The organism is Streptomyces sp. RK62 (assembly GCF_018070255.1).
Taxonomy (GTDB): Bacteria; Actinomycetota; Actinomycetes; order Streptomycetales; family Streptomycetaceae; genus Streptomyces; species Streptomyces nigra.
On sequence record NZ_JAGPYD010000001.1, the window covers coordinates 823146 to 847841 of the forward strand.

Consider the following 24696-nt stretch of genomic DNA (forward strand, 5'->3'; position numbering starts at 1 on the left):
TGGGCGGTCCCCCCGCTCAGCCGGCGCGCTGGCGCAGGGCCCGCCGGTCCGTCTCGCTCGTGCCGCCCCAGATCCCGGTGGACTGCTCCATGTCCAGCGCGAAGCGCAGACACGGCTCCCGTACCGGGCAGCGCCGGCACACGGCCTTCGCCTCCTCGGTCTGCATCAGGGTCGGCCCCGACGTGCCGATCGGATGGAAGAGGTCGGGGTCCTCATGGCGGCAGGCGGCGTGGTCTCGCCAGTCGTCCATCAAAAGTCACCTGCGATCGTCGACGTGCCCTCGGTGGAGGAATTACTCGGTTTCGAGTCGCCTGTCGACCCGCGGTGAAACCCGGCGGCACCCCGTGAAATCACGTCACTGTTCGCGCATGCCCCACGGGGAGCCGTACTCGGTGAGCAGATCGAGGAACGGGCGGGCCGGGAACGCCTCCGGTCCCCGGACGCCCGCCCCCGACCAGGCGCCGCCGGCCAGGAGTTCGAGGGCGACGACCGGGTTGACGGCCGTCTGCCACACCACGGCCTGGGAGCCGTACTCGCTCATCGACCACTGGTTGTCGACCACGTGGTAGAGGTACACCTCGCGCTGCCTGCCGTCCTTGACGCCCCGCACCCAGGTGCCCGCGCACGTCTTGCCGTGCATCCGCTCGCCCAGGGTCGCCGGGTCCGGCAGGCACGCGGCCACGACGTCCCGGGGGGAGACCCGCACCGGCCCGTCGGCGCTCGGCACGGTCACCGGCTCGGTGCTGTCGAGTCCCAGCCGATGCAGGGTCTTCAGGGTGTCGATGAACTCCTGGCCGAGGCCGTACTTGAAGGTGACCCGGCGCGCGTCGACCCAGCGCGGCATGAGCAGCACCTCCTCGTGCTCGACGTTCACGCACTCCACCGGGCCGATGCCCTCCGGGAAGTCGAACACCTCGGGCTCGCTGAACGGCGCCGTGGTGAACCAGCCGCGGTCCTTCTCGTAGACGACCGGCGGGTTGAGGCACTCCTCGATGGTGGTCCAGATGCTGAAGGAGGGGGCGAAGTCATAGCCCTCGACGGTGAGGTTCGCGCCGTCGCGCACCCCGATCTCCTCGATCTCGTCGAAGAGTTCGTCGGCCGCGTACCGGGCGAACACATCCGAGAGGCCGGGCTCCACGCCCATGCCGACCAGGGCGAGGGCGCCCGCCTTCTCCCAGTCCGCCGCCTGCTCGAACTGGGTGTCCCCGAGCTTGACGCCGCACTCCTCGTACGGGCGATCGGGGTGCGGCTTCGACAGCGACATCGCCATGTCGACATAGGTGGCCCCGGCGGTGCGCGCGGCCTGGAACAGCGGCATCACGAACCGCGGGTCGGTGGCGTTGAGCAGCACGTCGCAGGAGTGCCGCTCCAGCAGCGCGGCCACGGCCGGCTCGTCGCTCGCGTCGACGCGCTCGGCGCTGAAGCGGGCGTCGCCGTCGAGCGCGGCGACGGCGGCCTCGGCGCGCGCCGGGTCGTAGTCGGCGACGACCATCGCCTCGAAGAAGGGACGCCGGGCGGCGATCCGGGTGATGGCGGTACCCACTCCGCCGGCTCCCACGAGCAGTACACGCATGACAAGACTCCCTCGACTGACGGTGGACGACGTGGTGGGGCCCCGGGTGGGATACAACGCCGCCCCGGCACGTAAGGTCAATGCCGTTGGCATAAGGATGGAGGACGCCATGCCCAAACCGGTCGTACCGGAGGAGAAGCGGCGCAGGCGTCGCCCCACCAGGAGCGGCACGGTGCTGTCGGAGGGCCTCATAGTCGACACGGCGCTGCGGATGCTCGCCGAGCACGGCAGCGCCGGACTGACCGCCCGCCGGCTCGGCCTGGCCCTGGACGCCGACCCGAGCACGCTGTACCGCTACTTCCGGGGCATGGACGATCTGACCCTGGCCATCGGGGACGCCCTGATCGGCCGCGCGCTGGAGGGCTGGGAGCCCACGGGGGAGTGGCGTGCCGACCTGCGGGCCGTCGGCACCCGCATCCACGCCGCCTATGTCGCCCACCCGCACGCCGCCGTGCTGACCACGAGCCGGGTCACGGGCCGGGCCAACGAACTCGCCGCCGACGAGACCGTGCTGGACATCCTGCGCACCGCCGGTTTCCCGCTGCCCGACACCGTGCGCCTCTACCACGCCTTCATCGACCAGACGCTGGCCTTCGCCGCGCTGGACGCGGCGTCGCTGACCCTGCCGAGCGCGTCGCTGCGCGCCGACGAGGAGAAGTGGCGTTCGACGTACGCCCGGCTGCCGCGCACGACGCATCCCCGGATCGCCGAGGCGGCGCCGCTGCTGGCCCGGCAGATGGTGACCAGCGCCTATCCGACGGCCCTCGAACTGCTGCTGGAGGCGGCGGAAGCCCGGCTCGCCGCCTGCCGCGCCTAGGTCGTTCGCCCTAGATCAGCGCCTCGCGCGCCGCGTCCAGCACCGCCTGCGTCACCGTGACCAGTGCCGGCGAGTGCAGCTTCCACTGCTGCCAGTACAGCGGGACGTCCACCGGCCGGTCCGGCGCCAGGGAGACCAGGCGCCCCTCCGTCACCAGCGGCTCCGCCTGCACCTCGGGGATCAGGCCCCAGCCGAGTCCAGCGAGCACGGCCGTCAGGAACCCCTCCGAGGTCGGCATCCGGTGCCGCGTGGGCCCCGCGTGCGCGGCCCCGTCCCGCAGCCCGCGTACGAAGGCGTCCTGGAGGTCGTCGCTGCGGTCGAAGGTCATCACGGGAGCCCGCGCCAGCGCCTGAGCCAGTGGCCCGGTCAGATACCGCTCGGTGAACTCCGGGCTCGCGGCGGCCAGATAGCGCATCCGGCCCAGCGCCCGAACGGAGCAGCCCGCGACGGGCTCGGCCGAGGAGGTCACCGCGGCCATCACCAGGCCCTCCCGCAGCAGGGTCGCCGTCCGGCTCTCGTCCTCGCGGCGCAGCTCGAAGCAGAGCGGCGGCTCCTCGCGCACCCGGGTCAGGGCGGGCAGGAACCAGGTGGCCAGCGAGTCGGCGTTCACCGCGACGGACACCCGCGTCGCCTCGGCGGTCCCGTCCATGCCCAGCTCGGCCCGCGCGTCGCGCTCCAGCCGGGCCAGCTGGCGGGCGAACCTGACGACGACCTGGCCGGACTCGGTCGGCCGCACCGGTTTGGTCCGCACCAGCAGCACCCGCCCGGTGCGCTGCTCCAGCGCCTTGACCCGCTGGCTCACCGCCGACGGCGTCACATGCAGGGCGGCGGCGGCCGCGTCGAACGTGCCCTCGTCCACCACCGCCAGCAGGGTCCGCACCTGGTCGAGCGGCAGCTCGGTCAGCTCCATCTTCACGAGAGCTAAGGATACGTAAGAATCTTTAGCTGTACGCGAGGAGATCGTCTGCCTACCGTCGACGGCATGACAAGCGCCCTGACCACCGCCGTCGCCGGATTCGGCACCGGCCTCTCCCTGATCGTCGCCATCGGCGCGCAGAACGCCTTCGTCCTGCGCCAGGGGGTCCGCCGTGACGCGGTCCTCGCCGTCGTCGGCATCTGCGCCCTGTCCGACGCGGTCCTGATCACCCTCGGCGTGGCGGGCGTCGGCGCGGTGGTCGTGGCGTGGCCCGGGGTGCTGACGGCGGTCGCCTGGGTCGGCGGGGTGTTCCTGCTCGGCTACGGCGTCCTGGCCGCCCGCCGTGTGCTGCGCCCGGCCGGCGCCCTCGTCACCGACGGCGACACGGCGGGCTCACGACGGCGGGCGGTGCTCACCTGCCTCGCCATGACCTGGCTCAACCCGCACGTCTACCTCGACACCGTCTTCCTGCTCGGCACCATCGCCGCCGATCGGGGCCCGCTGCGCTGGACGTTCGGACTCGGCGCCGCCGCCGCCAGCCTGTGCTGGTTCGCCGCGCTCGGCTTCGGCGCCCGCCTGCTGAGCCGCCACCTCGCGAGGCCGGGTGCCTGGCGGGTGCTGGACGCGGTGATCGCCGTCACCATGATCGCCCTCGGCGCCTCCCTGATCGCCGGAACCTGAGACGCCCGTCCGAACACCCGGCCGGTGCTGCGATAGTGATCCCCGGACGAGAAAGATGTAGCGAGCATCCAGGGACCCCGTGGACACCAGCGAAAGCAGTACCACACCGCAGGAGAAGGAACCCTCCGAGGCGCCCGCCGCACCCCGCGGCTGGCGCCGCTGGGCCATGGACACCCGGCCGCTGCGCCGCCCCGCCTACCGGCGGCTGTGGACCTCGACCATCGTCACGGCGGTCGGCAGCCAGCTCACCGCGGTCGCCGTGCCCAAGCAGGTCTACGACATCACCGGGTCCTCGGCCTGGGTGGGCGCCGCGAGCCTCGCCGGGCTGGTGCCGCTCACGGTGTTCGCGCTGTGGGGCGGCGCCATCGCCGACAGCATGGACCGGCGCCGGCTGCTGCTGATCACCAACATCGGGATAGCCGTGACCTCGGTGCTGTTCTGGCTCCAGGCCGCCGCCGGGCTGGAGTCGGTCGCGGTGCTGATGGTCCTGCTCGCGCTCCAGCAGGCGTTCTGGGGGCTCAACTCCCCGGCCCGCAACGCCTCGATCGCCCGGCTGGTGCCGGAGGACGAGCTGGCCGCCGCCAACGCCCTCGGCTCCACCGTCATGCAGACCGGCCAGGTCGTCGGACCCCTGCTGGCCGGCGTGCTGATCCCCGTCGTCGGCCTGCCCGAGCTGTACCTGCTGGACGCCCTGGCGCTGTGCGTCACGGTGTGGGCGGTGTACCGGCTGCCCGCGCTGCCGCCCCTGGCCGCCGCGGTCCGGCGCCGCGCCGGGGTCCGGGAGATCGCCGAGGGCTTCCGCTACATCTCGCTGCACAAGGTGCTGCTGCTGTCCTTCCTCGCCGACATCATCGCGATGGTCTTCGGCATGCCCCGCGCGCTGTTCCCGCAGTTCGCGAGCGAGACGTACGGCTCGTACGGCGAAGGGCTCGCCCTCGGGCTGCTGTTCGCGGCCATCCCGATCGGCGCGGTGGCCGGCGGGTTGTTCTCCGGGACCTTCTCCCGGGCCCGTCGGCACGGCTGGATGGTGATCGGCTCGGTCGTCGCCTGGGGCGTGGCCGTCACCGGCTTCGGGCTCAGCGGGAGCCTGTGGCTCGCGGTGGTGTTCCTCGCCCTGGCCGGGGTCGCCGACATGGTGTCCATGGTGTTCCGCGGAGCCATCCTGCTGTCCGCCGCGAGCGACGAGATGCGCGGGCGGATGCAGGGCGTGTTCACGGTCGTCGTCGCGGGCGGCCCGCGTCTGGCCGACGTCCTGCACGGCACGGCGGGCTCGGCGTTCGGCCCGCGCGCCGCGACGGCGGGCGGCGGCCTCCTCGTCGTCGTCCTCATGCTGGGCCTGGCCGCGGCGGTGCCGGCGCTGCGCCGCTACCGCGTCTGACGCTCAGTACAGGGTGCGCCGCGCCAGGGCGTGCCGCTCCATGAGCTGCCCGCGGGTCATCTCCAGACGGTGCGCGAGGATCTCGGCGACGTACCGCACCAGGGTCAGCCCGAGCGCCGTGTCCTCGTCGCACAGCCGCAGCACCGCCGCCGCCTCGAACTCGTAGGCGCGCACCGGGCTGAAGGCCTCCGCGCCGAAGTCCCACCGGTACGGCGGGAACAGCCAGGACCAGCCCAGCAGGTCGCCGGCGCCCAGGCTGGCCACGGTGATCCGCTGCAGGGGCGACACCTGCTGGTCCAGGGTGACGGCTCCCGAGCGGATGACCCAGAAGCAGTCGGCCGTGCCGCCCGCCTCGAAGATCCGGGTGTCCTCCGGGAAGGACGTCTCCCGGGCCAGCTCCATCAGGCGCTCACGCTGGGGCGGCGGTAGGGCGGTCAGCAGTTTGATCGCTTTGGTCATGGCAGGGGGCTCCTCACCGACGAACGGCATTCCGGTGTTTCCCTGCGTCCATTGGAGCGGCTGCGGCGGCGGTGGGCACCTCGGCGGCCGGACATTCCGGTCCCGGACCGGTGCGGCACGGTGTGCGAGGGCATGAAAAAGCCCTGGCTGGACGGGGGAAGCCAGCCAGGGCTGTCAGAGGTGGTTCAGGGGGGACGGATGCGGTCGACCCCGTGACCACGTATGGATGAACCGTAAACCATTTCCTCGGCGTCTCGGTAATCGAGACCGGGGTACGTGACCCGTTTCACTCGGCTCCCGTTCTCACGGCTGCTCCGCGTGCTTTCCCGGGGTGAGGATCTCGTCCAGCACGGTGAGCACCGCCTCGTACGTCAGCGTCCGTACGGCGGCGTCCCGCGCCCCCTCCGGGTCGGTGGCGCGCAGATGCTCGCTCCGCCCCCGCCACGTCCGCTCCTCCTGCCGGGCCCACGCCCGCGCACGCTGCATCCGCCGCAACAGTTCGTCTGCGTCCACGACATCGGTCATGCACACCGCCTACCCAGCGAAAGCCCGATGCGCTCATCCCTCCGACGTCTTCACCGGCACGTCCAGCGGACGGGCCAGACCGGTCACCGCCTCGTCCAGGCGCTGCAGATGGCGCAGCACATGGTCGGTGACCCGGCCCTGACCAGGCGGGAGCGGAGTGCTCGGACCCAGCAGCGAGGCGATGCTCGGCCCGGTCTCGATCACGGCGTCCGTGTGCTCCTCGGTGACATGCGCGGTGATCGCCTCCAGATTCCGCCCGATCCGGCCGGTCGCGGCGCGCAGCCGGGGGTCGGGCACGATCGAGGGGCGGCTGAGCAGCAGCTCGGTCGTCGCGGCCAGGGTGCGTGCGTGGTACGCGCACGTCTCCAGCAGCGCGACGACATAGCGGGCCGTCTCCTTGCGGGCCCGCAGCGGCGTCGCCGGATGCGTCAGCGGCTGCACGGCGGCCCGCAGATCGGCCAGCGCCTGGTCCAGGTCGCGGGCCTGGTCCATCAGGTCCCCGGGCGGCCCGCCGCTGAGCTGCTCCACGGCGCTGTCGGTGACCTCGCGGAGCCGGCGCAGCACGGTGGCGAGCAGGTCGTTGGTCCGTCGGTCGGTCTGCACCGGCAGCACGAACGCCGCCGCGATCACCCCGCACACCGCGCCCAGCGCCGTCTCCCCGATCCGCAGCACCAGCACCGACAGGCTGTAGGTGTGCAGCAGCGTGTAGAGCAGCCCGAGCGCCGCCGTCACGAAGAACGACGACAGCGTGTACGACAGGGGCGCCGAGTAGAACATCGCGAACACGCAGAGCAGCACCAGCGCGAACGCCGTCCACGTGTGGTGCCCGACGGCACCCGCCAGCACGATGCCCGCCAGGACGCCCAGCACCGTGCCGAGCAGCCGGCGGGAGCCCTTGACCAGGATCTCGCCCGTGGAGGCGGTGTTGAGGAACACGATCCAGCAGGTCAGCACCGCCCAGTGCCAGCGGTCCCGGGACAGCAGCTCCCCGCCGACCATGGCCAGCAGCGACCCCACGGCGACCTGCACGGCGGCCCGGGTGGTGCGCCGCTCCAGCCCGGTCGGCTCCTCCTTGGCCTCCTCCTCGTCCGCGTCGAGGACGGCGTCCTCCGCGTCCAGCTCCTCCCGCGAACGCGCCGTCGCCGGGGAGTCGTCCGACTCGTCCTGGGCCCCGCCCAGCGCGATCCGCAGCCCGAGCACGGCCCGCGCGGTCTCGCCGACGGCGCGGAACGCGTCCTGCACGGCCGGGGACGCCACGGGCACGTTCTCCTCGTCGCGGTAGCCGAGGAGCCGGTTGCGCAGCTGGGCCACGCCCGTCCCGCCGCCCGCCTCGGCCGGACGCAGCACGAGGACCCGCAGGGCGTCCAGGTCGCGGCGCAGCGTCTCCGTCGCCTCCTCCCGCACCGGCTGCCGGCCGCCCGAGGGCACCGGCGCGCCCGGCAGATGCAGCGCCAGCGTGTCCACCCGCTCGGCGCCGCGCGCCCGCAGCAGCGACAGGCCCAGCCGCTCGGCGGCGATCTCCGCGTCCGCGATCCGCCGCTGGACCAGCCGGGCCACCGCCTCGTCGGCGGTGCCGTCCGACAGCCGCCCCTGGATCAGCAGCGCGGTCTCGTGCAGCCGCGCGGTGCCCTCGCGCACCCGCCGCAGCGCCCGGTCCGCCTCCTCGGGACCGGCGTCCAGCAGTTCGATCTGCGCGTCCAGCAGTTGCGCCATCCGGGCCCGGAAGGCGGCCCGCAGCCGTTCTAGCACCCCGACCGGTGTCTCCGGGATCACCGCGAACCGGATCAGCGCACTGCACCCGAAGCCCACCGCGACCGAGGTGTACAGCTCGGGCAGCTGACCGGGCGTGGCACCGACGAAGAGGGCCACGAAGTACATCTGGAAGCCGATCAGGCCGAGCCCGGTGCCCCGGTCGCCGAATCTGCGTCCGTAGACGGCACAGAAGATCAGCAGCACGAAGACCAGGTCACCGGCCAGCAGCCGGTGGTGCAGCAGCGACGCCAGCGTCATCGACGCCAGCGCCACCGGCAGCCCCAGTGCCAGGGTTACCGCCTGCTTGGAGCGCTGCTTCTCACGGATGGCGAAGGTGGACACCATCGCCACCAGCGCCCCGGTCACCAGGTGCGGCAGATCGGTGCCGAGCACCGTGAGCACCGTGACGGTCAGCGCGATCGACCCCACCGGCCGCAGGGCCGCCGCCAGTCTCAGCAGACCGGGGTCCGAGGCCGCGACGCGGTCCCTCAGTCGCGTCCGGACCGTCTCCTCCGCTGCCCTCACGCCGTCCCGCTCACTTCCCCGCCTCGCTGGTCCGTCGTCGGCCGCGCCCCGGCCGCCCCGTTACGCCGGCCCGTCGGCGGTCCCACCCCCGCCCTGCGCGGTGACCTGCTTCTTGAGCTGCTCCGGCGTCAGATAGGCGTTGGTGAACTCGAAGTCCTTCAGCTTGGCGGGCCGGCGCGCCTGGAACCCGGTGCGCACGAAATCGTCCCCGGCGACGGCGTTGAGCAGCCAGTTCGTCATGACGCGGGCCTTGGCGACGTTGGTGCGCAGCGCCGACCAGTGGTAGCCGCGGGCCACGACCACCGCGGGCAGCCCCTTCAGCTCGACGCCGAGCGGCTTGGCCACCCCGTCGAACCCGCCGAGGTCGACGACCAGCCCGAGGTCCTTGTGCTCGTACGGCTGCAGCGACTGACCGCGCATCGACGCGATGACGTTGTCGGCGGCGACCTTGCCCTGGCGCATGGCGTGCTGGGCGGTCGGCGGGCACACCGCGCCCTCCTCGTCCTTGGCCACGTCCGGCACCGCGGCGGCGTCGCCGAGCGCGAAGACACCGTCGTGCCCGGGCAGCCGCATCTCGGCGTTGACCGCGAGCCGGCCGCGGACGGTCTCCGCGCCGAGCGTGCCGATCAGCGGGCTGGCGACGACACCGGCGGTCCAGATCAGCGTGTGCGTGGGCACCACCCGGCCGTCGGTGAAGGTGACCTCCTCGGGCCCGGCCTTCGCGATGGACACGCCGAGGGAGATCTCGATACCGCGCCGGCGCAGGATCTCCTGCGCGTCCCGGCCCAGCTTGTCGCCGAGTTCGGGCATCAGCTTCGGGGCGACGTCGATCAGATGCCACTTGATCAGCCGCGGGTCGAGCCGCGGATACCGCTTGACCGCGTTGTGGGTGAGGATCTGCAGGCAGGCCGCGGTCTCGGTGCCGGCGTAGCCGCCGCCGACCACGACGAACTGCAGCCGGGCGGCCCGCTCGGCGGGGTCCTGGCAGGCGTCGGCGAGATCGAGCTGCGAGATGACGTGGTCGCGCAGATAGGCGGCCTCCGCCAGCGTCTTCATCCCGAACCCGTGGTCGACGAGCCCCGGGATGTCGAAGGTGCGGGTGACACTGCCGGGCGCCAGCACGATGTAGTCGTACGGCTCGTTGACGATGCGGTCGGTGATGGTGCGCACCACGCACACCTTGGCCGCGAGGTCCACGCCGATGGCGCCGCCCGGGATGATCCGGGTGCGGTACCTGCGGCTGCGGCGCAGGGACAGGGCGATGGACTGCGGGGTCAGCACACCGGAGGCCACCTGGGGCAGCAGCGGCAGATAGAGCTGGAAGGAGGACGGGGTCACCAAGGTGATCTCGGCCTCGTCGGGGGAGAGCCTGCGTTCGAGCCGGCGTACGCATCCGACTCCCGCGAAGCCCGCGCCAACCACCAGGATCCTGGGTCGTGTCACGCTGATCATCCCTTCTGCGGCTCCAGGCGGTCTGCCTCGATGTCGTTCGCCTGCCCCTGAATCGCTGCTTCGCACGCCTCGATCCCACCGCGCCCCGGGGCGTTCCGCCAGCCGGGCGCGGCAGGCAGATGAACGCGACGCCGCCCACTGTGCCCCGGCTCGCCCCCGCCTACACCGGTCCGGACGGCAAAGACGTGTGTGCGCGGCCTCTTGACGGTCCGTTGGTCCGGACCTACCTTCCGAAGCGCTCGTCCAAATACGGGACCGTCGTTCACACTCATGACCACACGCACGGTCACCCCCCACCCGGACAGGAGGCAGGATGCTCCCACGCCTGCGCACCCTCACCCTCGCCGTCGCCCCCGCCCTGTGCGCCACGGCGCTCCTCACCGCACCACCCGCCGCCGCGGAGGTCGAACCCGGCGGCTGGCAGTCCGTGTCGCCGACCTTCACCGAGCAGGAGCGGGGGTGCGGGCAGATCGACGGCCTGACCTTCCGGCTCACCTGCTCCACCGCGAGCGGCGACCAACGGGCTGAACGCCGCTACGCCACCTACACCGGAGGCACCCGCCAGTTCGAGGGCTACTTCCGCATCACGGGCCTGAACGGCACCCGGATCAGCCTCAAGCAGACGTTCCACGAGTCCGCCTCCGGCCCGTACTTCATGCTCGCCGTCGAACGCGGCGGCCGTCTGTACGCCGTCCACGGCGGCACCACCCTGTCGAACGCCGGGACCGTCGGCGCGACCGTCCGGGTCAACACCGTCCACCAGGTCGGCTCCCAGCACCGCACCTACATCAACGGCTCCCTCAAGCACACCTACGCCAGCCCCGGCGGCAGCTTCTACGACAAGTTCGGCGCCTACCGCACCAACAGCGGCAACGGCACCGCCACCGTGGAGTGGAGCAACATCCGCTTCTGGCGCAAGTAGCGGCCGCCGTATGAGAGGAAGGCTCGTCGCGGTGCCGGCGGCGCTGATCCTGGCGCTGCCGGCCTGCTCCGCCGGCACACCCCCGGCCCTGTCCCTGACCGGCGCCCTCACCACCCCCACCGACGTCGACCTGCGCTGGCGGGACACCCGCCCCGGCGTCGCCGGCCACGTCCTGGAGTTCGCCACCGAGGAGGCCGGCCCCTGGACGGTGCTCCAGTACCTGGCCCCGCAGGTGACCACCTACCGCCACCCCGACCTGATGCCGCACACCACCTTCCACTACCGGCTGCGCCCCTACACCGGCCCCACCACCCGGCCCCGCCGGACAACGGGACCGGACGGCGCCCAGCACCTCACCTGGACCGACCGCGCACGCGGCGAGGACGGCCACCTCCTGGAACTGCGCCCCAGGGACGGCGACCGGTACGACCCGGTCGCCGTGCTCGCCCCCGACACCGAGGCCACCGACTTCCTCCCGCTGCCCGGCGAACGCGGCGCGGCCTACCGCGTCCGCGCCTTCGTCCTGGGCGAGCGGTCCGGCGTCGTCCGGCTGACCACGGGCGAGTGAGCCCGCCCGGTGACTCAGCCGAAGACGCTGTCCCCCTCGTCCCAGTGCGCCACGTCGTCCGACAGATGCTCCCGGGGCATCCGCGACCGCGCCTGGTACATGGCGTCGATCTGCGCCTCGTAGTGCCGCACGATCGCGTCCCGGCGCAGCTTCATCGACGGCGTCAGCAGCCCGCTGGCCACGTCGAACGGCTCCGGCAGCACCCGGAACACCCGGATCGACTCCGGGCGCGACACCGCGCTGTTGGCGGCGGCCACCGCCCGGCCGATCTCCTCCCGCAGCGCGTTCTCCTCCCGTGCCTCGCGGGCCCGCGCGTCGCTGCGGGCCGCCAGGGAGTCCCGCCAGAACGCCAGGAACTCCGGGTCCAGCGTGATGAGCGCCCCGATACAGGGCCGGTTGTCACCCACCACCACGGCCTGGTGGACCAGCGGATGCTGCCGCAGCCGCTGCTCCAGGAGCGCCGGCGAGACGCTCTTTCCGCTGCTCGTGATGATGACGTCCTTCTTGCGGCCCGTGATCGTCAAGTAGCCGTCGGAGTCCAGCCGTCCGAGGTCCCCGGTCGCCAGCCAGCCGCCGCGCAACGCGGCCCGTGTCGCGGCCTCGTTGTTGACGTAGCCCTGGAACACCGAGGGCCCGCGCACCAGGATCTCCCCGTCGTCGGCCACCCTGATGTCCACGCCCGGCAGCGCCTGACCCACCGTGCCCGACATCTCCCGGCCCAGCGGCTGCGCGGTCACCCCGCCACAGGTCTCGGTCAGGCCGTAGCCGTCGTTCACATAGATGCCGATGCCCTCGTAGAACAGCGACAGTTCACGGTTGAGAGGGGAGCCGCCGGAGGTCGCCCGGCAGATCCGCCCGCCCAGCGCCTCCCGCAGCTTGCGGTACACCGTCCGCTCGTACAGGGCGTGCTGCAGCCGCAGATCGAAGCCGGGGCCGGGCCCGCCGCCCAGCCGGTGGCGCTCCAGCGCCGCCGCGAAGTCCCGGGCGGTGTCCGCGGCCCGCTCGAACAGCGCGCCCCGGCCGGACTGCTGCGCCGTGCGCAGGAAGTTCTTGTAGATCTTCTCGAAGATCGACGGGACGGCCGTGAAGTACGTCGGCCGGAACGTCCGCAGCGCCGAGGCGAGCGCCTCCCCGCTGAGATCCGGCTCGTGCCCCATCAGCAGCCCGCCGCGGACGCACAGCCCCTGCACCAGCAGCCCGTACACATGGGAGAACGGCAGAAAGGCGAGGACCGAGCCCTGCCGCTCGCCGGGCGGCACGACCGTGTGGCCCCACCCGGCGAGGAGCGTGTCGCAGGGGCTCGCCAGACCCCGGTGGCTGAGCGCGCAGCCCAGCGGGCGGCCCGTCGTGCCGGAGGTGTACATGATCGCCGCGGTGGAGTCCGGCAGCACGATCCGGCGCAGCGACTCCACCGTCGCGAACGGCACGAACTCGCCCGCCTCGACGAGCTGCTGGAGCCCGCCGGCGTCCAGCTGCCACACATGCCGCAGCCGGGGCAGCGTCCCGCACACCGAGCCGACCGTCATGATCGCCTGCTCGTCCTCGACCACCACGGCCACGCACTCGGCGTCCCGGAGGATCCACTCGACCTGGTCGCGCGACGACGTCGGATAGATCGGCACCACCTCGGCGCCCACCGCCCACAGCGCGTAGCTGAACACCGTCCACTCGTAGCGGGTGCGGGCCATCACGGCCACCCGGTGGCCCGGCGAGATCCCGGACGCGATCAGGCCCTTGGCGACCGCGGTGACCTCGTCGCGCACCTCCACGGCGGTCACCTCCTCCCATGTGGAGGAGGAGGGGTGGGGGCGGCGCGCGAGCAACGGGAGCGTGGGATCGGTGGCGGCCGTCTCGAAGAGGCTGTCGGCGAGCCCTCCAGTCAGCGGGCGAACGGGCGGGGGAGCGAGGCCGAGGTCGCGCATGCGCTGCTCCTGATATGTACCGGGTGTGACATCACCGATGAGCTCTGTTATCGGCGTCGCCCGAATCTAGCCCAGCCGGGAGCGCGCGGTGCCCTGATCTGACAATTGACGTCGTTCGGTGATCTCGGCCGCATGGGGGAACCCGGAGGGCATGACACACGCGACCCCCCAACCCGATTCAGAACCCGGTCGGCCCTCCAACCCCGACCCGGAACCCGAGCGCACCACCGGCCTCGAACCGGGCGGCTCCGTACCGCCCGGCGAGACCCCGCCCGCGGAGAGCAGCATGTCCGGAGCGGGCCCCCGGGAGACCCACAACCCGCCCACCGGGTGGGCCAAGGCCCCCCTGACCCTGATCCTCCTCGGCACGGCCCTGATCGCCGCGTTCTTCCTCGTCTACGCCCTGATCCTGATCTTCTGACCTGATCCTTGGACCCGGACCGGGGCCCGTCAGAGACCCGGTGTGAGCCACACCGTGGCCAGCGGAGGCAGCGTCAGCCGCAGCCGCCCGTCCTCCGGCTTGAGCGGGCCGGGATTGGTGACATCGCTGCCGCCGTACCGCGCCGCGTCCGTGTTCAGGGTCTCGCGCCACGCCGTGACGTGGTCCGGGACCCACAGGGCGTAGTCGTGCCGGACCACGGGCGAGAAGTTCGAGACGCAGAACAGCGGCGCGCCCTCGGCGTCGTACCGCAGGAACGCGAAGACGTTGTCGTCGGCGGCGTCCCCCAGCGACCACTGGAAGCCGGCGGGATCGGTGTCCCGCTGCCACAGCGCCGGGGTGGCCTGGTACACGGTGTTGAGATCACGGACCAGATCACGCACCCCGACGTGGTCCCCGGCCGAGGCGTACCCCGGGTCCGTCAGCCACCACTCCGGGCCGTGCGCCTCCGACCACTCCGCGCCCTGCGCGAACTCCTGCCCCATGAACAGCAGTTGCTTGCCCGGGTGGGCCCACATGAAGCCCAGATAGGCACGGTGGTTGGCCCGCCGCTGCCACCAGTCCCCGGGCATCTTCGACACCAGCGCCTGCTTGCCGTGCACGACCTCGTCGTGCGAGATGGGCAGGACGTAGTTCTCGCTGTACGCGTACACCATCGAGAACGTCATCTCGTTGTGGTGGTACTTGCGGTGCACCGGCTCCTTGGCGATGTACTCCAGCGAGTCGTGCATCCAGCCCATGTTCCACTTCAGCCCGAAGCCCAGCCCGCCGCTGTCCGTCGGCCGGGTCACCCCGCCCCACGCCGTGGACTCCTCCGCGATCGTGACGACACCCGGATTGCGCCGGTACACCGTCGCGTTCATCTCCTGCAGGAACGCCATCGCGGCCAGGTCCTCCCGCCCGCCGTAGGCGTTGGGCGCCCACCCCCCGGATTCACGCGAGTAGTCCAGATAGAGCATGGAGGCGACGGCGTCCACCCGCAGGCCGTCGATGTGGAACTCCTCGCACCAGTACGTCGCGTTGGCGACCAGGAAGTTGCGCACCTCGGTCCGCCCGAAGTCGAACTCGAAGGTCCCCCAGTCCGGGTGCTCGGCCCGCCGGGCGTCCCCGGGCTCGTACAGCGGGTCCCCGTCGAACCGGGCCAGCGCCCAGTCGTCCTTCGGGAAGTGCGCCGGGACCCAGTCCATGATCACGCCGATCCCGGCCCGGTGCAGCGAGTCGACCAGGTACTTGAAGTCGTCGGGACCGCCCAGCCGGGACAGGGGCGCGTAGAACCCGGTGACCTGGTAGCCCCACGAGCCCGCGAACGGGTGCTGCGCCACCGGCATCAGCTCGACATGCGTGAAACCGAGGTCGGCGACATACGCGGGCAGCTCCTCGGCGAGCTGCCGGTACGTCAGCCCCGGCCGCCACGACGGCAGATGCACCTCGTACACGGAGAACGGGGCCTCGTGCACCGGGACGTCGCCGCGGTGCGCCATCCACCGCGCGTCGCCCCACTCGTAGCGCGAGGCGTGCACGATCGACGCCGTGTCCGGCGGCACCTCCGCGCGCCGCGCCATCGGGTCGGCCTTCAGGAAGCGGTGGCCGTACCGGGAGGTGATCTCGAACTTGTACCGGGTGCCCTCACCGATGCCGGGCAGGAACAGCTCCCACACCCCGGACGCGCCGAGGGACCGCATCGGGAACGCCGTCCCGTCCCAGTGGCAGAAGTCCCCGGCGACCCGCACACCCTGCGCGTTCGGCGCCCAGACGGTGAAGCGGGTGCCGGCCACGCCCTGGTGCTCCATGGGCTCGGCGCCGAGCGCCTTCCACAGCTCCTCGTGCCGGCCCTCCCGGATCAGATGGAGGTCCAGCTCGCCCAGGGCCGGCAGGAAGCGGTACGGATCATGCGTCTCGTGCTCGTCGCCGCCGTCCTCCTGGTACGACACCAGCAGCGTGTACGCGGGGATCCGCGGCAGCGGCAGCAGCGCGGAGAACAGCCCGCCGCCCTCCGAGACCAGCGCGGTGCGCTCACCGTCCACCAGCACGCTCACCGACCGCGCGAACGGGCGCAGCGCGCGCACCGCGATCCCGCCGGGGACGGGATGCGCCCCGAGCAGGGCGTGCGGATCGTGGTGGGTGCCCGCCAGCAGGCGGTCGCGGTCGCCGGGATCCAGGGCCGGGGCGGTCAGGCTCCGGCTGGCTCCGGCGGACTCGGGGCGCGAGGTCTCGTGCAGGGCCATCGGTCAGGCTCCTCTCACGGCGAGGCGTTCGATCGCCGCCATAGGTACGGGCAACCAGTCGGGTCGGTGCCGGGCCTCGTACAGCACCTCGTACACGGCGCGGTCGGTCTCATAGGCACGGAGCAGTCCGTGCTTCTTGCGCGGGTCCCATCCGGCGAGCGACGCGTAGCCCGCGCAGTAGGCCTCGCGGCAGCGGCGCGCCCACTCCGGACGCCACGGGCGGCGCTGCCGGGCGGCGTAGTCGAAGGAGCGGAGCATCCCGGCGATGTCGCGTACCGGGGAGTGCACACCACGCCGCTCCGCCAGCGGCCGGGACGGCTCGCCCTCGAAGTCGATGACGAACCACTCCCGCCCGGCCCGCAGCACCTGCCCCAGATGCAGGTCGCCGTGGATGCGCTGGTCCGGCGGGCCCGGGTCGCAGCCCGCGAGCGCGCCGAAGGCCGTGCGCAGCCCGGGGACATGGGGCTGGAGCGCGGGCACGAAGTGCGCGGCGAGCTCCAGACGCTCCGTCATGGCCGCCGCCATCCGGCTGTTCTCGCCGTGCGCCCGGGACGGGAACGCCGACGCCAGCGCCAGATGCACCTCGGCCGTCGCCCGGCCCAGCTGGCGCGCCTCGGCGGTGAACTCGTCACCGGAGGCGAGCGCCGAGAGCGCCAGCGTCCAGCCGTCCGAGGCGTTCCGCAGGAACGGCTGGAGCACCCCGAGCGTGGCCTCCCAGGGGCTCGTCGTACGGAACCAGGCCACCGGGGCCGGCACCCGCCGGCAGCCCTGGCCGGCCAGCGCCCCGGACAGCTCCAGATCGGGGTTGACCCCCGGCTGGATGCGCCGGAACAGCTTCAGGATGAACGCGTCGCCGTACACCAGCGAGGAGTTGGACTGCTCCGCGTCCAGCAGCCGGGGCACGAGACCGGCCGGCACCGGCACGGCCGGATCGCCCTCGAAGCGCAGCGGACCCGCGGCCCCGGGATGCCGCAGCCGCTCCAGGAGCAGCTGCGCCGAGCGGGGGTCCTGCAGCGCGTCGAAGACCGTCATCCCGGCCAGCGGGCCTTCCTCCGCCCTACCGATCAGCGCCCGGCCGAGCCGCGGCGACGGATGCTGCCGTACGCCGAGCAGCAGCTGGTAGCAGTCGCCGGCCGGCGGGGCGCCGCCGGGGGAGGGGACGGCCGAGTGACCGGCGTGCACCAGCAGGTGCAGACAGCCCGGGAAGAGCTCGGTCATGGACAGCAGGGCGAGGTCCGTGACCGGCCGGTCCTTGCCGGCGAACCAGCGCTGCCGGGGCAGCCATTCGCGCAGCAGGCCGGAGAGCGACGCCATGGGGCCGGCGTCGGTGGTACGGCCCGGTCGGGCGATTGCGGTCTTCTGCATGGTGACGCGTCCTTTCCTCGGCAGTCGCTCGAAGCTCAGGCTCAAGATCGTCTGCCGATGCGGGATGCGACTCGGGTGAGCCGGAACCAGTAGAAGCCGTGGCCCCCGAGGGTCAGCAGATACGGCAGCTCGCCGATGGCGGGGAAGCGGACGCCGCCGAACAGTTCGACGGGGACGCGTCCGCTGAACTCGCGCAGGTCGAGTTCGGTGGGCTGCGAGAAGCGGGCGAAGTTGTGCACGCAGAGCACCAGGTCGTCCTCGTACTCGCGCAGGAAGGCGAGGACGGCCGGGTTGGAGGAGTTCAGCTCGGTGTAGGAGCCGAGTCCGAAGGCGGGGTTCTGCTTGCGGATCTCGATCATGCGCCGGGTCCAGTGCAGCAGCGAGGACGGCGAGGACATCGACGCCTCGACGTTCGTCACCTGGTAGCCGTAGACCGGGTCCATGATCGTCGGCAGGCAGAGCCGTCCGGGGTCACACGTGGAGAAGCCGGCGTTGCGGTCGGGCGTCCACTGCATGGGGGTGCGGACGGCGTCGCGGTCGCCGAGCCAGATGTTGTCGCCCATGCCGATCTCGTCGCCGTAGTAGAGGATCGGCGAACCGGGCAGCGAGAGCAGCAGGGCGGTGAACAGCTCGATGGAGTGCCGGTCGTTGTCCAGCAGGGGTGCGAGTCTGCGCCGGATGCCGATGTTGGCGCGCATGCGGGGGTCCTTGGCGTATTCCGCCCACATGTAGTCGCGCTCCTCGTCGGTGACCATCTCCAGGGTCAGCTCGTCGTGGTTGCGCAGGAAGATGCCCCACTGGCAGCCCGACGGGATCGCCGGGGTCTTCGCGAGGATTTCCGAGACGGGATAGCGGGACTCGCGGCGCACCGCCATGAAGATGCGGGGCATGACCGGGAAGTGGAAGGCCATGTGGCACTCGTCGCCGCCGGAGGCGTAGTCGCCGAAGTAGTCGACGACGTCCTCGGGCCACTGGTTCGCCTCGGCCAGCAGCACCGTGTCGGGGTACATGGCGTCGATCTCGCGCCGGACCCGCTTGAGGAAGGCGTGGGTCGCCGGGAGGTTCTCGCAGTTCGTCCCTTCCTCGGCGTAGAGGTAGGGGACGGCGTCGAGGCGGAAGCCGTCGATGCCGAGGTCGAGCCAGAACTTCAGGGCGGAGAGGATCTCCTCCTGCACGGCCGGGTTCTCGTAGTTGAGGTCGGGCTGGTGGGAGAAGAAGCGGTGGAAGTAGTACTGCTTGCGGACCGGGTCGAAGGTCCAGTTGGAGGCCTCGGTGTCGACGAAGATGATGCGGGCGTCGGGGTAGGCCTTGTCGTCGTCGGCCCACATGTAGTAGTCGCCGTAGGGGCCTTCGGGGTCCTTGCGGGACTCCTGGAACCACGGGTGCTGATCACTCGTGTGGTTCATGACGAAGTCGATGATGACCCGCATCCCGCGTTGGTGCGCGGCGTCCACGAACTCCACGAAGTCCGCGAGGTCGCCGAACTCGGGGAGCACGGAGGTGTAGTCGGAGACGTCGTAGCCGCCGTCGCGCAGCGGGGACTTGAAGAAGGGCGGCAGCCACAGGCAGTCCACGCCGAGCCATTGCAGGTAGTCGAGCTTGGCGGTCAGGCCCTTGAGGTCGCCCACGCCGTCGCCGTTGCTGTCCTGGAAGGAGCGGACCAGGACCTCGTAGAAGACGGCGCGCTTGAACCAGTCGGGATCACGGTCCTTGACGGGGGTGTCCTCGAAGGTGTCCAGGACGGGCTCGTTGACGGTCATGAGGTGGAGGACCCTCCGATCTGCGGTGGCGATGCCTGGACGTGGAAGACGTGTGCGGGGGCCCTACCGGGCTCCAGCCGTACGTAGTTGGCCCTGCCCCAGCGGTAGGTCTCACCCGTCAGTTCGTCGAGCACGGACAGGGAGGCGTCCCAGTCCAGCCCGAGGTGCGGCATGTCCAACGAGACCGTGGCCTCCTGGGGGTGCTGAGGATCGAGGTTGGCGACCACCAGCACCGTGTCGGGGCCCGTGCGTTTGCTGTACGCGATGAGGGCGTCGTTGTCGGTGTGGTGGAAGCGCAGATTGCGCAGCCGGTGGAGCGCAGGGTGGCACCTGCGGATGGTGTTGAGCCGGGTGATGAGGGGGGTGATGGTGCGGCCCTCGCGTTCGGCGGTCTCCCAGTCGCGTTGGCGCAGCTGGTACTTCTCGCTGTTGAGGTACTCCTCGCTGCCTTCGCGCAGGGGGGTGTTCTCGCACAGTTCGTAGCCGCTGTAGACGCCCCAGGTGGGGGAGAGGGTGGCGGCCAGGACGGCGCGGACCTCGAAGGCGGGGCGGTGTCCGTGCTGGAGGTAGGCGTGCAGGATGTCGGGGGTGTTGACGAAGAAGTTGGGCCGCATGTAGGCGGCCGCCTCCCCCGACAGTTCGGTCAGATACTCCGTCAGCTCCTGCTTGCCGGTCCGCCAGGTGAAGTACGTGTACGACTGCTGGAAGCCGATCTGCGCCAGCGTGTGCATCATCGCCGGGCGGGTGAACGCCTCCGCCAGGAAGATGACATCGGGGTCGGTGCGGTTGATGTCGGCGATGACCCGCTGCCAGAACACCACCGGCTTGGTGTGCGGATTGTCCACCCGGAAGATCCGCACCCCGTGGCCCATCCAGTGCCGCAGGATCCGCAGGGTCTCCGCGACCAGCCCGTCCATGTCCGCGTCGAACGCGATCGGGTAGATGTCCTGGTACTTCTTCGGCGGGTTCTCCGCGTACGCGATCGTGCCGTCGGGGCGGTGGTGGAACCACTCCGGATGCTTGGACACCCACGGATGGTCCGGCGAGCACTGCAGCGCGAAGTCCAGCGCGATCTCCAGCCCCAACTCCCGCGCGCGGGCCACGAACCGGTCGAAGTCCTCGATCGTGCCCAGTTCCGGGTGCACGGCGTCGTGCCCGCCCTCGGGCGAGCCGATCGCCCACGGCACCCCGACATCGTCCGGGCCGGCGGACAGCGTGTTGTCGGGGCCCTTGCGGAACGTCGTCCCGATCGGATGGATCGGCGGGAGATACACGACGTCGAAGCCCATCGCGGCGATCGCCGGGAGCCGGCGCGCCGCCGTCTCGAACGTCCCGTGCGGCCGCTCCGGGGTGCCCTCCGACCGGGGGAAGAACTCGTACCACGACCCGAACAGCGCCCGCTCCCGCTCCACCAGCAACGGCAACGCCTCCGACGCCGTCACCAGATCCCGCACCGGATACCGGCCGAGCACCGCGTCCACATTGGCCGCGAAGGCCGCCGACAGCCGGGACACCGGAGGCAGGGAGTCGTCCCGCAGGGCCTCGGCGGCGGCGAGCAGTGCCGACCGCTCCGACGGGTCGGGCACACCGGCGGCGGCGCGCTCGTACAGCTCGCCGCCCTCCTCCAGCACCAGCCCGACGTCGATCCCGGCCGGCACCTTGATCCGGGCGGTGTGCCGCCAGGTGGCCACCGGGTCGCTCCAGGCCTCCACATGGAACGTCCAGAGCCCCACCGCCGACGGGGTCACCTTGGCGCCCCAGCGGTCGGAGCCCGGCGCGAGCTCGTGCATCGGCGTCCAGGGACCCGGGCGGCCCTTCGGATCGGTCAGCACGACGTTGGCGGCCACGGCGTCGTGGCCCTCCCGGAACACGGTGGCGGTGACCTCGAAGGTCTCCCCGACGACCGCCTTCGCCGGATGCCTCCCGCGCTCCACGGCCGGCCGTACGTCCCGTACCGGGATGCGGCCTACGGCCCCGGCGCCGGCACCGGTCCTGCCCTTGGTCCTGCCCATGGTTCACCTCCACCGTGCTCGAGGCCGGGCACACGGCCCGGCCGGGGATCCGAACTCTGCCGGAAGGCGGCTACCTTCCCGCGTGGAAACGCCGACGCGTCCTCGGCCGGCCCTGCCCGGCCGCGACGCTCACCGTCCGAGGCCGTTCCTCCTGCTCCAACAGGTAGGCCGACGGGGTGTCACGCAGATACTGCTCGGCCGCGTCCGCGGCTTCGCGAGCGCAACGCTTACCCATCAGGACGCACAGGGTGTAACCGGTGTCCTCGAAGGTGGCACGCACCGTTCGGTCGGACGGGGCGGCCAGCATGGCGCGCTCCCAGGCCCGGTACCGCCGCAGCAGGCGGGCGACTTCGGCTTTGGCCGGTAGCAGCATGGCCCCGCTCACCTTCCACTTCCGGGCTCGATGGCGCGTCTCCCGACCGTCGGGCGGAACCCGTGCGTGCGGGCGGCACACACGGGTTCCGTTGCGGGCATCGAGGTCTTCACACATGGTGCACGGTCGGCGACGCAGCGTCCTGTTGGATCTTCAACTACCGCCTCACCCGTTCGCTCGTGTTGCACGAATGGCGTACACCACTCACTCTGAGATGACTCAGAGGCGATCAGCGCTCACGCTCCGCATTCGGGGCCCGTCCCGCGGGGACGAGGAGAGCGGGAGCTTTCGCGGTGAGGAGGTAACGACGGTGAAGACCGCAGTGCCCTGCTACTACCACCTCGATGTGGAAGTCAGCCCTGAACGGGTCGGTCAGGTCAGCCGAATTCTGGCCGCTCACCTCAGGTACTGGGACCTGGAGACGCTCGTCGAACCCGTCCGCCACGGCACCGAGATGCTGCTGCGGGCCATCGACGAGCACGCGAAGGACAAGAACACCTCGATCGAGATGTGGTGGAACGGGCAGCACCTCATCACCGCCATCGGTGACAACGACCGGGCCCTGCGCCCGGACCACGAGCTGCGCGCCTGCCTCCGGCACCTCGCCGCGATGAGCGACGGCTGGGGCTGCTGCGCCACCGGGACCGGCAGCAAGGTCATCTGGTTCTCGCAGCGCGCCCGCGCCGGCGAACGCGCCCCCCTCGTACCGACCGCCCCCGCGCCCAGCCTCCGCGAGGCGCTGCGCGTACCCCGCGCGATGCCCGTCGCCGCCCTGGCCGGCGCGGCCGGGGTGCGGGACGGCGTCCTCGAGGAGGCCCGGTGACGGTACGCAGGCGCCGCAAGGACCTGAGCACAGGGGTGTCCGCCTGGAGCGGGCACCCCTACCCGCTGGGCGCCTCGCACGACGGACAGGGCACCAACTTCGCCCTGTTCAGCGAGGTCGCCGAACGCGTCGAACTGGTCCTCGTCGACGACCAGGACCGGCACACCGCCGTCCCGCTGACCGAGGTCGACGGTTTCGTCTGGCACGGCTACGTCCCCGGCGTCGGCCCCGGCCAGCGCTACGGCTACCGGGTGCACGGCCCCTGGGACCCCGGCCTCGGCCACCGCTGCAACGCCTCGAAGCTGCTGCTCGACCCGTACAGCCGGGCCGTAGACGGCCAGGTCGACAATCACGCCTCCCTCTTCGAACGCACCGCGGGCGGCCCCTCCCCGGCCGACAGCGCCGGGCACACCATGCTCGGCGTGGTCACCGACCCGCACTTCGACTGGGGTGACGACCGGCCGCCCAGGCGGCCGTACGCCGACACCGTGATCTACGAGGCACACGTCCGCGGACTCACCCGCACCCACCCCGACGTCCCGCCCGAACTGCGCGGCACCTACGCCGGACTCGCGCACCCCGCGGTCGTCGAGCACCTGACGTCCCTCGGCGTGACCGCCGTCGAGCTGATGCCCGTCCACCAGTACGTCCAGGACGGCGTCCTCCTCGACCGCGGCCTGTCCAACTACTGGGGCTACAACACCATCGGCTTCTTCGCCCCGCACAACGCCTACGCCGCCCGCGGCACCCGCGGCGAACAGGTCAGCGAATTCAAGGCGATGGTGAAGGCGCTGCACGAGGCCGGCCTCGAGGTCATCCTCGACGTCGTCTACAACCACACCGCCGAGGGCAACGAACGCGGCCCCACCCTGTCCTTCCGCGGTATCGACAACGCCTCGTACTACCGCCTGGTCGACGGCGACTGGGCGCACTACTACGACACCACCGGCACCGGCAACAGCCTGCTGATGCGCCACCCCTACGTCCTGCAGCTCATCATGGACTCGCTGCGCTACTGGGTCACCGAGATGCATGTCGACGGCTTCCGCTTCGACCTCGCGGCCACCCTGGCCCGGCAGTTCCACGAGGTGGACCGGCTGTCGGCGTTCTTCGACCTGATCCAGCAGGACCCGGTGATCAGCAGGGTCAAGCTCATCGCCGAGCCGTGGGACGTCGGCGAGGGCGGCTACCAGGTAGGCAACTTCCCGCCGCTGTGGTCGGAGTGGAACGGCAAGTACCGGGACGCCGTACGGGACTTCTGGCGCGGCGAGCCCGGCACGCTCGGCGAGTTCGCCTCCCGGCTGACCGGCAGCTCCGACCTGTACGCGCACAGCCGGCGCCGTCCGCGCGCCAGCGTCAACTTCGTGACCGCGCACGACGGGTTCACCCTGCGCGACCTCGTCTCCTACAACGACAAGCACAACGAGGCCAACGGCGAGGGAAACCGGGACGGCGAGAGCCACAACCGGTCCTGGAACTGCGGCGCCGAGGGCGACACCGACGACCCGGCCGTGCTCCGGCTCCGGGCCCGCCAGCAGCGCAACTTCCTCGCCACACTGCTGCTCTCGCAGGGCATCCCCATGCTCTGCCACGGCGACGAACTCGGCCGCACCCAACGGGGTAACAACAACGCCTACTGCCAGGACAACGAGATCTCCTGGATCGACTGGCGTCTCACAGACGAGCAGCGCGCGCTCGCCGACTTCACCCGATACGTCATCGGGCTGCGCGCTGCTCACCCCGTCCTGCGCCGGCGCCGCTTCTTCAAGGGGGAGACGGCCACCCGTCCCGACCAGCCGCTGCCCGACCTGGTGTGGTTCTCACCGGACGGCCGCGAGATGGACGACGACGACTGGCAGAGCCCCGACGCCCGCGCCGTGGCCGCCTTCCTCAACGGCGACGCGATCGCCGAACCGGACTGGTGCGGGCGGCCCGTCGTCGACGACTCGTTCCTCCTGCTGTTCAACAGCTACTGGGAACCGGTCGAGTTCCAGCTCCCGCAGGCCGGCTACGGCGAGCGCTGGACGACGCTGATCGACACCGCCGAGCCGCAGGGCCCGCCGGACGAGACCGAGCACAAGGCCGGCACGGCCCTCCTGGTCGAACGCCGCAGCCTGGTGCTCCTCTCCCGGCCGTCCCGCGTCTCCGCCCCGGAGGAGAGCTAGGCCCAAGGCACCTCGCGTCGCGGCCCGGGTAACGGCCGCCGCGC

Annotated in this window: 21 protein-coding genes; 8 read left to right on the forward strand and 13 right to left on the reverse strand. The window is 71.7% G+C overall.

From position 1 onward, the window contains the following. Positions 1–16 precede the first annotated feature (16 nt). Positions 17–250: a WhiB family transcriptional regulator gene (locus KBY32_RS03655; RefSeq protein ID WP_055624394.1), complete on the reverse strand. Its 234-nt coding sequence runs from the start codon at positions 248–250 to the stop codon at positions 17–19. A gap of 105 nt (positions 251–355) precedes the next feature. Continuing rightward, positions 356–1573: a saccharopine dehydrogenase family protein gene (locus KBY32_RS03660; RefSeq protein WP_210978833.1), complete on the reverse strand. Its 1218-nt coding sequence runs from the start codon at positions 1571–1573 to the stop codon at positions 356–358. 109 nt (positions 1574–1682) lie between these two features. Here KBY32_RS03660 and KBY32_RS03665 point away from each other — a divergent pair, with 109 nt between their 5' ends. Next, on the forward strand, positions 1683–2390 hold the full coding sequence (locus tag KBY32_RS03665; protein WP_210978834.1) for a TetR/AcrR family transcriptional regulator: 708 nt from the start codon (positions 1683–1685) through the stop codon (positions 2388–2390). Positions 2391–2400: 10 nt separating this feature from the next. Here the strand turns inward: KBY32_RS03665 and KBY32_RS03670 are convergent, their stop codons facing one another. Further along, complete coding sequence (locus tag KBY32_RS03670) at positions 2401–3300, reverse strand: LysR family transcriptional regulator ArgP (protein ID WP_210978884.1); 900 nt, start codon at positions 3298–3300, stop codon at positions 2401–2403. 72 nt (positions 3301–3372) lie between these two features. On the opposite strand from KBY32_RS03670, the gene KBY32_RS03675 reads away from it, so the two are divergent. Together KBY32_RS03675 and KBY32_RS03680 are read left to right on the forward strand one after the other, a co-directional pair. After that, positions 3373–3987: a LysE/ArgO family amino acid transporter gene (locus tag KBY32_RS03675; RefSeq protein ID WP_210978835.1), complete on the forward strand. Its 615-nt coding sequence runs from the start codon at positions 3373–3375 to the stop codon at positions 3985–3987. Between the two features lie 79 nt (positions 3988–4066). Further along, the gene (locus tag KBY32_RS03680; RefSeq protein ID WP_210978836.1) at positions 4067–5365 is read left to right on the forward strand and encodes an MFS transporter; all 1299 of its coding nucleotides are present in this window, start codon (positions 4067–4069) and stop codon (positions 5363–5365) included. 3 nt (positions 5366–5368) lie between these two features. On the opposite strand, the gene KBY32_RS03685 is transcribed toward KBY32_RS03680, so the two are convergent. The 4 genes from KBY32_RS03685 to KBY32_RS03700 all read right to left on the reverse strand — a co-directional run bounded on the left by KBY32_RS03685 (position 5369) and on the right by KBY32_RS03700 (position 10078). Continuing rightward, the gene (locus KBY32_RS03685) at positions 5369–5824 is read right to left on the reverse strand and encodes a cyclic nucleotide-binding domain-containing protein (protein WP_210978837.1); all 456 of its coding nucleotides are present in this window, start codon (positions 5822–5824) and stop codon (positions 5369–5371) included. Between the two features lie 303 nt (positions 5825–6127). Further along, positions 6128–6349: a hypothetical protein gene (locus KBY32_RS03690; protein WP_055624390.1), complete on the reverse strand. Its 222-nt coding sequence runs from the start codon at positions 6347–6349 to the stop codon at positions 6128–6130. Positions 6350–6382: 33 nt separating this feature from the next. Then, positions 6383–8626 carry an FUSC family protein gene (locus KBY32_RS03695; RefSeq protein ID WP_210978838.1) on the reverse strand — a complete coding sequence of 748 codons (2244 nt, stop codon included), beginning with the start codon at positions 8624–8626 and terminating at the stop codon, positions 6383–6385. 60 nt (positions 8627–8686) lie between these two features. Further along, a complete protein-coding gene (locus KBY32_RS03700; protein ID WP_210978839.1) occupies positions 8687–10078 on the reverse strand; it encodes an NAD(P)/FAD-dependent oxidoreductase in 1392 nt (463 codons plus the stop codon). A 313-nt stretch (positions 10079–10391) separates the two neighbouring features. Here KBY32_RS03700 and KBY32_RS03705 point away from each other — a divergent pair, with 313 nt between their 5' ends. After that, the gene (locus KBY32_RS03705; RefSeq protein WP_108709975.1) at positions 10392–11000 is read left to right on the forward strand and encodes a hypothetical protein; all 609 of its coding nucleotides are present in this window, start codon (positions 10392–10394) and stop codon (positions 10998–11000) included. Between the two features lie 10 nt (positions 11001–11010). Beyond that, positions 11011–11568, forward strand: coding sequence for a fibronectin type III domain-containing protein (locus KBY32_RS03710; protein ID WP_210978840.1), 558 nt, complete (start codon positions 11011–11013; stop codon positions 11566–11568). Positions 11569–11582: 14 nt separating this feature from the next. Here KBY32_RS03710 and KBY32_RS03715 read toward each other — a convergent pair whose 3' ends face one another. Continuing rightward, on the reverse strand, positions 11583–13490 hold the full coding sequence (locus KBY32_RS03715; RefSeq protein ID WP_115506965.1) for a long-chain fatty acid--CoA ligase: 1908 nt from the start codon (positions 13488–13490) through the stop codon (positions 11583–11585). A gap of 151 nt (positions 13491–13641) precedes the next feature. On the opposite strand from KBY32_RS03715, the gene KBY32_RS03720 reads away from it, so the two are divergent. Next, a complete protein-coding gene (locus KBY32_RS03720; protein WP_210978841.1) occupies positions 13642–13911 on the forward strand; it encodes a DUF6480 family protein in 270 nt (89 codons plus the stop codon). 29 nt (positions 13912–13940) lie between these two features. Here KBY32_RS03720 and glgB read toward each other — a convergent pair whose 3' ends face one another. From glgB to KBY32_RS03745, 5 genes are all read right to left on the reverse strand, one after another. Further along, positions 13941–16154 carry a 1,4-alpha-glucan branching enzyme gene (gene glgB, locus KBY32_RS03725; protein ID WP_210978842.1) on the reverse strand — a complete coding sequence of 738 codons (2214 nt, stop codon included), beginning with the start codon at positions 16152–16154 and terminating at the stop codon, positions 13941–13943. Between the two features lie 3 nt (positions 16155–16157). Further along, positions 16158–17519 carry a maltokinase gene (locus KBY32_RS03730; protein ID WP_210978843.1) on the reverse strand — a complete coding sequence of 454 codons (1362 nt, stop codon included), beginning with the start codon at positions 17517–17519 and terminating at the stop codon, positions 16158–16160. Positions 17520–17560: 41 nt separating this feature from the next. After that, positions 17561–19279, reverse strand: coding sequence for a maltose alpha-D-glucosyltransferase (treS, locus tag KBY32_RS03735; RefSeq protein WP_210978844.1), 1719 nt, complete (start codon positions 19277–19279; stop codon positions 17561–17563). Next, positions 19276–21291 (reverse strand): alpha-1,4-glucan--maltose-1-phosphate maltosyltransferase, encoded by a 2016-nt coding sequence (locus KBY32_RS03740; protein WP_210978845.1) that lies wholly within the window; start codon positions 21289–21291, stop codon positions 19276–19278. The genes treS and KBY32_RS03740 overlap by 4 nt, the downstream gene beginning before the upstream one ends. Before the next feature lie 70 nt (positions 21292–21361). Further along, on the reverse strand, positions 21362–21664 hold the full coding sequence (locus KBY32_RS03745) for a DUF5133 domain-containing protein (RefSeq protein ID WP_210978846.1): 303 nt from the start codon (positions 21662–21664) through the stop codon (positions 21362–21364). Positions 21665–21974: 310 nt separating this feature from the next. On the opposite strand from KBY32_RS03745, the gene KBY32_RS03750 reads away from it, so the two are divergent. Further along, complete coding sequence (locus tag KBY32_RS03750) at positions 21975–22487, forward strand: pep a2 (RefSeq protein WP_210978847.1); 513 nt, start codon at positions 21975–21977, stop codon at positions 22485–22487. A gap of 35 nt (positions 22488–22522) precedes the next feature. Then, positions 22523–24652 carry a glycogen debranching protein GlgX gene (gene glgX, locus KBY32_RS03755; RefSeq protein WP_210978885.1) on the forward strand — a complete coding sequence of 710 codons (2130 nt, stop codon included), beginning with the start codon at positions 22523–22525 and terminating at the stop codon, positions 24650–24652. The last annotated feature ends 44 nt before the right edge of the window (positions 24653–24696 follow it).

What these genes read in the sequence shown, in the direction of transcription:
- KBY32_RS03665 (WP_210978834.1), top strand. Translation starts at nt 1,683, where the DNA reads ATGCCCAAACCGGTCGTACCGGAGGAGAAGCGGCGCAGGCGTCGCCCC.
- KBY32_RS03675 (WP_210978835.1), top strand. Translation starts at nt 3,373, where the DNA reads ATGACAAGCGCCCTGACCACCGCCGTCGCCGGATTCGGCACCGGCCTC.
- KBY32_RS03700 (WP_210978839.1), bottom strand. Translation starts at nt 10,078, where the DNA reads ATGATCAGCGTGACACGACCCAGGATCCTGGTGGTTGGCGCGGGCTTC.
- KBY32_RS03715 (WP_115506965.1), bottom strand. Translation starts at nt 13,490, where the DNA reads ATGCGCGACCTCGGCCTCGCTCCCCCGCCCGTTCGCCCGCTGACTGGA.
- glgB (WP_210978842.1), bottom strand. Translation starts at nt 16,154, where the DNA reads ATGGCCCTGCACGAGACCTCGCGCCCCGAGTCCGCCGGAGCCAGCCGG.
- KBY32_RS03655 (WP_055624394.1), bottom strand. Translation starts at nt 250, where the DNA reads ATGGACGACTGGCGAGACCACGCCGCCTGCCGCCATGAGGACCCCGAC.
- KBY32_RS03740 (WP_210978845.1), bottom strand. Translation starts at nt 21,291, where the DNA reads ATGGGCAGGACCAAGGGCAGGACCGGTGCCGGCGCCGGGGCCGTAGGC.
- treS (WP_210978844.1), bottom strand. Translation starts at nt 19,279, where the DNA reads ATGACCGTCAACGAGCCCGTCCTGGACACCTTCGAGGACACCCCCGTC.
- KBY32_RS03705 (WP_108709975.1), top strand. Translation starts at nt 10,392, where the DNA reads ATGCTCCCACGCCTGCGCACCCTCACCCTCGCCGTCGCCCCCGCCCTG.
- KBY32_RS03690 (WP_055624390.1), bottom strand. Translation starts at nt 6,349, where the DNA reads ATGACCGATGTCGTGGACGCAGACGAACTGTTGCGGCGGATGCAGCGT.
- KBY32_RS03720 (WP_210978841.1), top strand. Translation starts at nt 13,642, where the DNA reads ATGACACACGCGACCCCCCAACCCGATTCAGAACCCGGTCGGCCCTCC.
- KBY32_RS03730 (WP_210978843.1), bottom strand. Translation starts at nt 17,519, where the DNA reads ATGCAGAAGACCGCAATCGCCCGACCGGGCCGTACCACCGACGCCGGC.
- KBY32_RS03685 (WP_210978837.1), bottom strand. Translation starts at nt 5,824, where the DNA reads ATGACCAAAGCGATCAAACTGCTGACCGCCCTACCGCCGCCCCAGCGT.
- KBY32_RS03660 (WP_210978833.1), bottom strand. Translation starts at nt 1,573, where the DNA reads ATGCGTGTACTGCTCGTGGGAGCCGGCGGAGTGGGTACCGCCATCACC.
- KBY32_RS03745 (WP_210978846.1), bottom strand. Translation starts at nt 21,664, where the DNA reads ATGCTGCTACCGGCCAAAGCCGAAGTCGCCCGCCTGCTGCGGCGGTAC.
- KBY32_RS03710 (WP_210978840.1), top strand. Translation starts at nt 11,011, where the DNA reads ATGAGAGGAAGGCTCGTCGCGGTGCCGGCGGCGCTGATCCTGGCGCTG.
- KBY32_RS03670 (WP_210978884.1), bottom strand. Translation starts at nt 3,300, where the DNA reads ATGGAGCTGACCGAGCTGCCGCTCGACCAGGTGCGGACCCTGCTGGCG.